The 6,561-nt window shown below is 66.8% G+C and carries 7 protein-coding genes and 2 pseudogenes; 3 read left to right on the top strand and 6 right to left on the bottom strand.

What is annotated here, in order from left to right:
• Window positions 1-409: 409 nt before the first annotated feature.
• The 3 genes and pseudogenes from ACIQR3_RS34210 to istA form a co-directional block, all read right to left on the bottom strand.
• Complete coding sequence (locus ACIQR3_RS34210) at window positions 410-1,006, bottom strand: hypothetical protein (RefSeq protein ID WP_403544931.1); 597 nt, start codon at window positions 1,004-1,006, stop codon at window positions 410-412.
• Between the two features lie 25 nt (window positions 1,007-1,031).
• On the bottom strand, window positions 1,032-1,805 hold the full coding sequence (istB, locus tag ACIQR3_RS34205; protein ID WP_403544929.1) for an IS21-like element helper ATPase IstB: 774 nt from the start codon (window positions 1,803-1,805) through the stop codon (window positions 1,032-1,034).
• Window positions 1,802-3,098, bottom strand: a pseudogene (gene istA, locus ACIQR3_RS34200) (IS21 family transposase); the annotation flags it as partial. The pseudogene istA and the gene istB, both read right to left, overlap by 4 nt.
• Here istA and ACIQR3_RS34195 point away from each other — a divergent pair.
• Window positions 3,014-3,871, top strand: coding sequence for an IS5 family transposase (locus tag ACIQR3_RS34195; RefSeq protein WP_403544927.1), 858 nt, complete (start codon window positions 3,014-3,016; stop codon window positions 3,869-3,871). The pseudogene istA and the gene ACIQR3_RS34195 overlap by 85 nt on opposite strands.
• Window positions 3,872-3,896: 25 nt before the next feature.
• Here the strand turns inward: ACIQR3_RS34195 and ACIQR3_RS34190 are convergent, their stop codons facing one another.
• From ACIQR3_RS34190 to ACIQR3_RS34180, 3 genes and pseudogenes are all read right to left on the bottom strand, one after another.
• Entirely contained in the window at window positions 3,897-4,346 is a 450-nt protein-coding gene (locus tag ACIQR3_RS34190) for a DUF6228 family protein (protein WP_403544926.1), read from the bottom strand.
• Window positions 4,347-4,485: 139 nt separating this feature from the next.
• Window positions 4,486-4,668, bottom strand: a pseudogene (locus ACIQR3_RS34185) (transposase); the annotation flags it as partial.
• Between the two features lie 111 nt (window positions 4,669-4,779).
• Window positions 4,780-5,013 (bottom strand): hypothetical protein, encoded by a 234-nt coding sequence (locus ACIQR3_RS34180; RefSeq protein WP_403544924.1) that lies wholly within the window; start codon window positions 5,011-5,013, stop codon window positions 4,780-4,782.
• Between the two features lie 315 nt (window positions 5,014-5,328).
• Here ACIQR3_RS34180 and ACIQR3_RS34175 point away from each other — a divergent pair, with 315 nt between their 5' ends.
• Together ACIQR3_RS34175 and ACIQR3_RS34170 are read left to right on the top strand one after the other, a co-directional pair.
• A complete protein-coding gene (locus ACIQR3_RS34175) occupies window positions 5,329-5,766 on the top strand; it encodes a transposase (RefSeq protein ID WP_403544923.1) in 438 nt (145 codons plus the stop codon).
• 159 nt (window positions 5,767-5,925) lie between these two features.
• Window positions 5,926-6,543 carry a transposase gene (locus tag ACIQR3_RS34170; RefSeq protein ID WP_403544921.1) on the top strand — a complete coding sequence of 206 codons (618 nt, stop codon included), beginning with the start codon at window positions 5,926-5,928 and terminating at the stop codon, window positions 6,541-6,543.
• The last annotated feature ends 18 nt before the right edge of the window (window positions 6,544-6,561 follow it).

The raw sequence follows: 6,561 nt of genomic DNA, 5'->3' as shown, positions 1-6,561 counted from the left end.
CGTTGTTGAGGTCGGTCAGGGTCACGTCCGGACAGTAGCAACCGCGTTCGTTCACGACCCCTGAGTTAGCTCTCAAGTCCTCGCAGAGCATTCCGCTAGGAGTTCTAAGTGCGAACAACCGGACAGGGGCCGCTGCGGTATGAGGGAAAGTCAGGGTACCGATGAGAGTGAGCGGCGCAGGTCGGGGAGGCTGAAACGGGCAACCACGAGTGCATGGTCGGTAGCTCGCCGTACTTCCTCGGTGTCCACGACTTCGACGCTGCGCAGAGCGGGTACCAGATCAGGGGTGCGTCGATGATGTCGATGCGCTGCGGTGGTCCCTGATCGGTTCGCTGTCGGCGTACTTTTATGAGTGCTCCACCAAGTACAGAGGTATGTGCACCAGCAAGGGCTCTGCGATCAGTCGACGTCATCCTGCGGGCAAGGCGGTGGCAGGGCAGTGAACCTCCAGGATGACTGCGGTGCCGGCCACGGATCGGTCCTCATGCATGGTGATCAGCTGGCCGGGCTGGACGTGCTTCCACTGCGAGGGGGTGAGGGGCACGAGGCGAACCGTGGCTCGCCCGCCGGGCTCAAGAGAAGGCATGTCCTCGACCCAGAGCCGGGCGATGCTGACCGCGCGTTCACCGGTGGGTGAGAGGTGTCCGATGTCCCACATGGGCCGCAGAACACCGTGGCTAGCGATTGGCGTCGTGCGTCGCGCCTCGGCGGCAGGACGGAGCGTCAGGTCCGCCCGGATCACGCCGTTGCGGATCTCGGAGCACCGCCAGTGGCACCAGGCCGAGCTCCGCTCAAGGCGGAGCTGGTCAGCCGCGTCGGCGAGCCTTTCCCAAAATGTGAGAGGAAGCGGATGACCGTCCCCGAGCTCCTCCAGCAGGCCCAGGGCGATCTCCCACTCGTCGTGGACGAGGTAGTCCCAGATGTCTCGCACCGTGATGTCGTTCTCGGTGGCGGTCTCTTCCGGAACCAGCAGGGAAGCCGATTCGAGCAGCTCAGGGACGTCCATGCGCTCATTGTCGGCCACGTCGTTGTCAGGCTGCGTTGTCCTGCTCTCGCTCGATGGCAGCGAGCCGGTTCTTGAGCCGGTAGCTGGGGCCGTTGATGGAGATCACGTCGCAGTGGTGCAGGAGGCGGTCGAGGATGGCGGTGGCCAGAACCTCGTCGCCGAACACCTGTCCCCATTCGCTGAAGGTCTTGTTCGAGGTCAGGATGATTGAGCCCTTTTCGTAGCGCTTTGAGATCACCTGGAAGACCAGGTTGGCCTCCGCGCGTTCGAGGGGTTGGTAGCCCACCTCGTCGACCACGAGAACAGCGGGCCGCAGGTAGCTGCCGAGCTTGCTGGTCAGCCGCCCGGCGGCCTCGGCGGACTTGAGGTTGCGGACCATGTCGTCGAGGCTGGTGAAGTAGATCGAGTAGCCGGCCCGGCAGGCCGCGACCGCGAGAGCGACGGCGATATGCGTCTTGCCCACTCCCGGTGGCCCGAGAAGGGCAGCGTTACCCTTGGCCTCGACGAACGACAACGTGGCGAGGTCCTTGACCTTGCGGGGGTCGAGCTCGGGCTGGAACGAGAAGTCGTAGTCGTCCAGCGTCTTGTGGTGCGGCAGCTTCGAGATCCGCAGACCGGTGCGGAAGCGGCGGTCGTCACGGACGGCGAGTTCTTCGGAAAGGACCAGGTCGATGAAGTCGAGGTAGCCCATCTTGGCCTCATCGGCCCGCTGAGCGTACTGAGTTAGGGCCTCGGCCAGATGCGGCAGGCCCAGCTTGCCAGCCGTGTTGCGGATGCGGGTGGAGACCAGCTCGCTCAAAACGATTCCTTCGGCGTTCGGTGGGTGGTGAAGGGACGGGTGCCGGTCAGCTCGTCATAGACCGACAAAGGCCTGCGGCCGACCTCGACCGGGGTAACCGCGGCCCGGTTCAGCAGCGCCGCAAGCGGCCCGGCCTGCGAGCCCGGACCGTCGTGACGCCGGGGCCGCGGCAGGCCTCCATCGCCAGCAGTGACGCGGCGGCCGGCTCCCGTGGGCAGGCCGTCCCAATGCTTCTCATCCACGATCCGGGCGCCTCGACCGACGGCCCGCGGATGGGTTGCCAGCAGGGTTTCGCCGCTGTGACCGGGGGGCGGTGGCATGCAGCATGATCTGGGACTTCGTGGCCCTGACCTCGACCAGCTGGCGAGGGCGGACCTTCCGAGCCGGCACCGAGTAGAGGTTCGCGTCGAAGGCGACGAGGCAGTCTTTGCCGACATGGCGGAGATGCCGCTGGGTGACCACATAGGGCGTCTGCGGCAGGGGGCGGAGAGCGACGTGGTCGCGGATCGCCCGGAGGTCGATGACCTCGCCGTGGGTGCCGTGGACCTTCGCCCGTCGCAGCGGCACCCAGGCGGTGAACGCGGCGTTGAGTTCCTCGATGGAGGAGAAGGCGCGTCCGGCCAGGACGTGGTCGCGGACGATCAGCACCTGCCGCTCGACCCGGCCTTTGCCCGTGGGCCGGTAGGCGGCCAGGACGTCGGGATCGAAGTCGTAGTGCCCGGCGAAGGCGACGGCTTCCGGATGGAGGGGGACGGCTTCACCTGGTGCGACGTGTCGGCGGACCACCGTTTTGGTGCGGTCGTAGACGATCGACATCGGGACGCCGCCGAAGTGCGCGAATGCCTGGCGGTGGCAGTCGAAGAAGGTGGTCAGGTCCCGGCTGGTGGTGAAGCAGCAGAACGGATCGCGCGAGTAGGACAACGTCATGTGGAACGAGTAGACCTTCGGGATGCCGACATGGGCGAGGACCTTTCTCTCATCACCCCAGTCGACCTGGGCCTGGGCCCCGGGCACCACCTCGAACCTGCGGTGAAGGCCCGCCAGTTCACCCGGACTGATGCCCAGTTCCTCCGCGACGCGGGGTCTGGCTTCCTGCAAGTACACTTTGATCCGCTGATAGCTGCCGGTGAACCCGTACTCGGCCACCAGGCGCTCGTGAATCACGGCCCCCTTACAGCGGCTAACACAATGAGGTGGATCGGTCCAGGATGCCGTGTCCGGCACGGCAGTTGAGCGTTCGGTTCGGTGTGGGGACGTCGCCGTGGATCGTGTCGGATGAACTGTGGGACCTTGTGGAACCGCTGCTGCCGCAACGTGAGCGCAGGTTCCGGCATCCAGGTCGCAAGCCGTTGCCGGACCGGGACGTGCTGTGCGGGATCTTGTACGTGCTGCACACCGGGATCCAGTGGGAGTACCTGCCCAAGGACCTCGGCTTCGGGTCGGGCATGACGTGCTGGCGCAGGCTGCGGGACTGGAACGAGGCCGGCGTCTGGCAACGGCTGCACGAGATCCTGCTGGCCGAACTGAACGCGGCCGCACGTCTGGACTGGTCCCGCTGCGTGGTCGACTCCTCCCCACGTCAGGGCGCTGAAAGGGGGCAGCACACGGGCCCATCGCCGGTCGACCGGGGACGAGCCGGTTCCGAGCATCACTTGATCACCGACGGACACGGCACCCTGCTCGCGGTGCTGCTGACCGGCGGCAACCGCAACGACGTCACCCAGCTCCTGCCCCTGCTCGACGTAATCCCGCCGGTCCGCGGCCGGGTCGGCCACCCCCGCCGCAAGCCGAACTCCCTGTTCGCCGACCGGGGCTACGACCACGACATCTACCGAGGCCAGGTCCGCGCCCGCGGCATCGTGCCCGCGATCGCCCGCCGCGGCACCCTGCACGGCACCGGACTGGGCACCTACCGCTGGGTCGTGGAGAGGGCATTTGCCTGGCTGCACGGCTTCCGACGTCTGCGGATCCGCTGGGAACGGCGAGCCGACATCCACGAAGCATTCCTCAAACTCGCCTGTTGCTTGATCACCTATCGACAACTTGGCGTGCTGTGCCGGCCGTAGACGACTGACGAGCTGCCCTCGCTGATTACAGCGGGTCCGACTCCAGGAAGGTACGCATCTCGATGGCAAGGCGGCGCATGTCTTCTCCAGGAGCATGGATGGTCGTCATTTCGAAACGCCACTCGTCGTCGGGGAGACGGTCGTGTAGCCCCCACGTCAACCGGACGTGCGACCCTGCGTGCTCGGCAGCCAGCGTCAAGTCATTCTCAAGAGAGCGCCAGGTCCTGGTGCCGTTCCATCCTCGGAACGCCTCTGCCAGTTCGGCAAGGAAGACGTCGAGGCCGTCACCGTCCCAGGTCCTCACCATGACCTCGATCCGCGCCGACTCACCGTGAGCTGTCACGAGGAAGTCGCGCATCAGGTCATCACGCTCTTCCGGGAAGGAACGTGTCAGCTGGTGGAAGCGCAGGCTGATCGTTCGATACCGGTCACCTCCGACGCGGACAACCGGGTTGGTCTCGTCTTCCTCGATCACATGTGCAGCCTACGGGCGCGCCACCCAGTGCGACCAGGAGTTTTGTCCCCTCCAACCTGACGCCGGTCTTCAGAGGAAGCCAAGCGCAGCCTTGACTCGGTCATTCCGTTAGGAGCTGTAAGAGGGCCTTCGTGTGGGGGTTCCTGAACGCGCGCCGGACGCGGGCGGCGGCGAGCTTCTTCGATACCGCTGGCCGATCCCACGGGTGGCGGAGGCAAGCGACGAGCGGCCGGGCGAGGTGGAGCTGGGTATGAGCGGTGATCACCAGCCACGTCCACCGGTCGGCCGCCGCTGAGGCACGCAGGCGCGGGCGCGTCCTGCCAGGCCATCGACGACACGGCCACACATCCGGGCCACCGACGACATGGCCACACATCCGTAGGAAGCGTCGGCGGCCGTCCTCGCCCCCCCGCGTTCGCGCTCAGCCGAGCCTTCAGTCGTCGTTGCCCCTGCTGATGCGCTCGCGGCGAAGCAGCCCCACACGCTCGGTGTCGTATCCGATTGTCTTCAACGCTGTGATGGCCTTCCCTCTCAGGCCGGGCCATGACGTGAAGCTCCCTTCCACCGCCTGGCGAAGAGCTTTCTTCCTGCCGCCCGGAATCGACCGAACCAGTCTCGGGAGATACGAGAGCGCAGTGTCCGCCGCGGTCTGATTGGTGCCCAGCATGGGGATGAGAACCCTGCACCCGCGTTACGGCAGCAGCTGACGCATGAGCCGTCATATTCCCGAACCGTCACACATGACGATAAACCTGGGCACTGACATTGATGCTGATACTCAGGTTCCGGTGGTCGTGACTCGGGCACTGACTGACGCCCTGCTGGGCTGTCTTCCCGCTGTTCTGTCCGGCCGCCGGGACCTGTTCTCATGGCTCCGGCCGGGCGGAACATGACCTGATAGGAGCTTGGTCAGAAGCCCCCTCAATGTCCTGTCTGCGCCACCCGGCCGGTGCTCACCTCCGGTTGGGAAGGCACCATCAGCATGACATCAGAGGTTGTGGACGACACCGCGGATCAGGACGTGTTCGGCGGGGTCGACTCCCATGCCGACACCATCCACGTCGCGGTGATCAGCGAAAATGGCGGCCACCTCGCGGACGCCGAGTTCGCCACCACCGCCGCCGGATACGCGGCGGCTCTGGCCTTCCTGAACGCCCACGGCCAGGTGACCGCGATCGGGGTGGAAGGCACCTCCTCCTACGGCGCCGGCTTCACCCGCGCCGCCCGCTCGGCGGGCCTTGACGTTGTGGAGGTCAACCGGCCCGACCGGGCCGAACGCCGCCGCATCGGCAAGTCCGACCCCATCGACGCCTACGCCGCAGCCCGTGCCGCGCTGTCCGGGCGGGCCTCCAGCGCCCCCAAGGACGACACCGTCGCCGGCATACGCGCCCTGCACAACGCCGCCCGCTCCGCCGTCTAGGCACGCACCGCCGCCCTGAACCAGATCACCCATCTTCTCTTCACCGCGCCCGAGACCATCCGCGCCAAATACGGGCAGCTCAAGGGGGCGGACCGCACCGACACCCTGGCCCGGCTGCGACCGACCGGGGACGCCGTCCACGTCGCGGTCCTCACCGCATTGAGGAGTCTCGCCCGGCGCGTCAAGGAGCTGACTGCCGAGCACGAAAAGCTGACCAAGTCCCTGGATGGTGAGGTCAGCGCCCACAACCCCGGCCTGCGAGCCGTCTACGGAGTCGGCCCCGACACCGCCGCCCAGCTGCTGGTCACGGCCGGAGGCAACCCTGACCGCATGCGAACCGAGGCTTCCTTCGCCGCCCTGTGCGGAGCCGCACCCGTCCCCGCCTCCAGCGGCAGAACCAACCGCCACCGCCTCTCACGCGGCGGCGACCGGACAGCCAATGCCGCCCTCTACCGCATCGCCCTGGTCCGTATGTCCAGCGACTCCCGCACCCGCGAATACGTTGCCCGGCAGACCGCCGCGGGCCGGACCAAGAAGGAGATCATCCGACTCCTGAAGCGGGCCATCGCCCGGGAGATGTTCCGCTGCCTGACCACCACCGTCGCCGTCCCCGGCATCGCCGACCTGCGGCCTCTGCGCCAGTCCAAGAACATCACGCTCACCGCGGCCGCCCAACACTTCGGTCTCTGGCCGGCCACCATCTCCACCCTCGAACGCGGGATCCGCCGAGACGACGACCTCGCACACGCCTACCGCGACTGGCTCCATGCGGCCTGACCGTTCGACACGAACATC

The sequence above is a fragment of the Streptomyces sp. NPDC090994 genome (genome assembly GCF_044768905.1).
In the GTDB taxonomy this organism is placed as follows: Bacteria; Actinomycetota; Actinomycetes; order Streptomycetales; family Streptomycetaceae; genus Streptomyces.
Note: the sequence above shows the minus strand (reverse complement) of the source record. Positions and strands in the feature narration are given on the sequence as shown.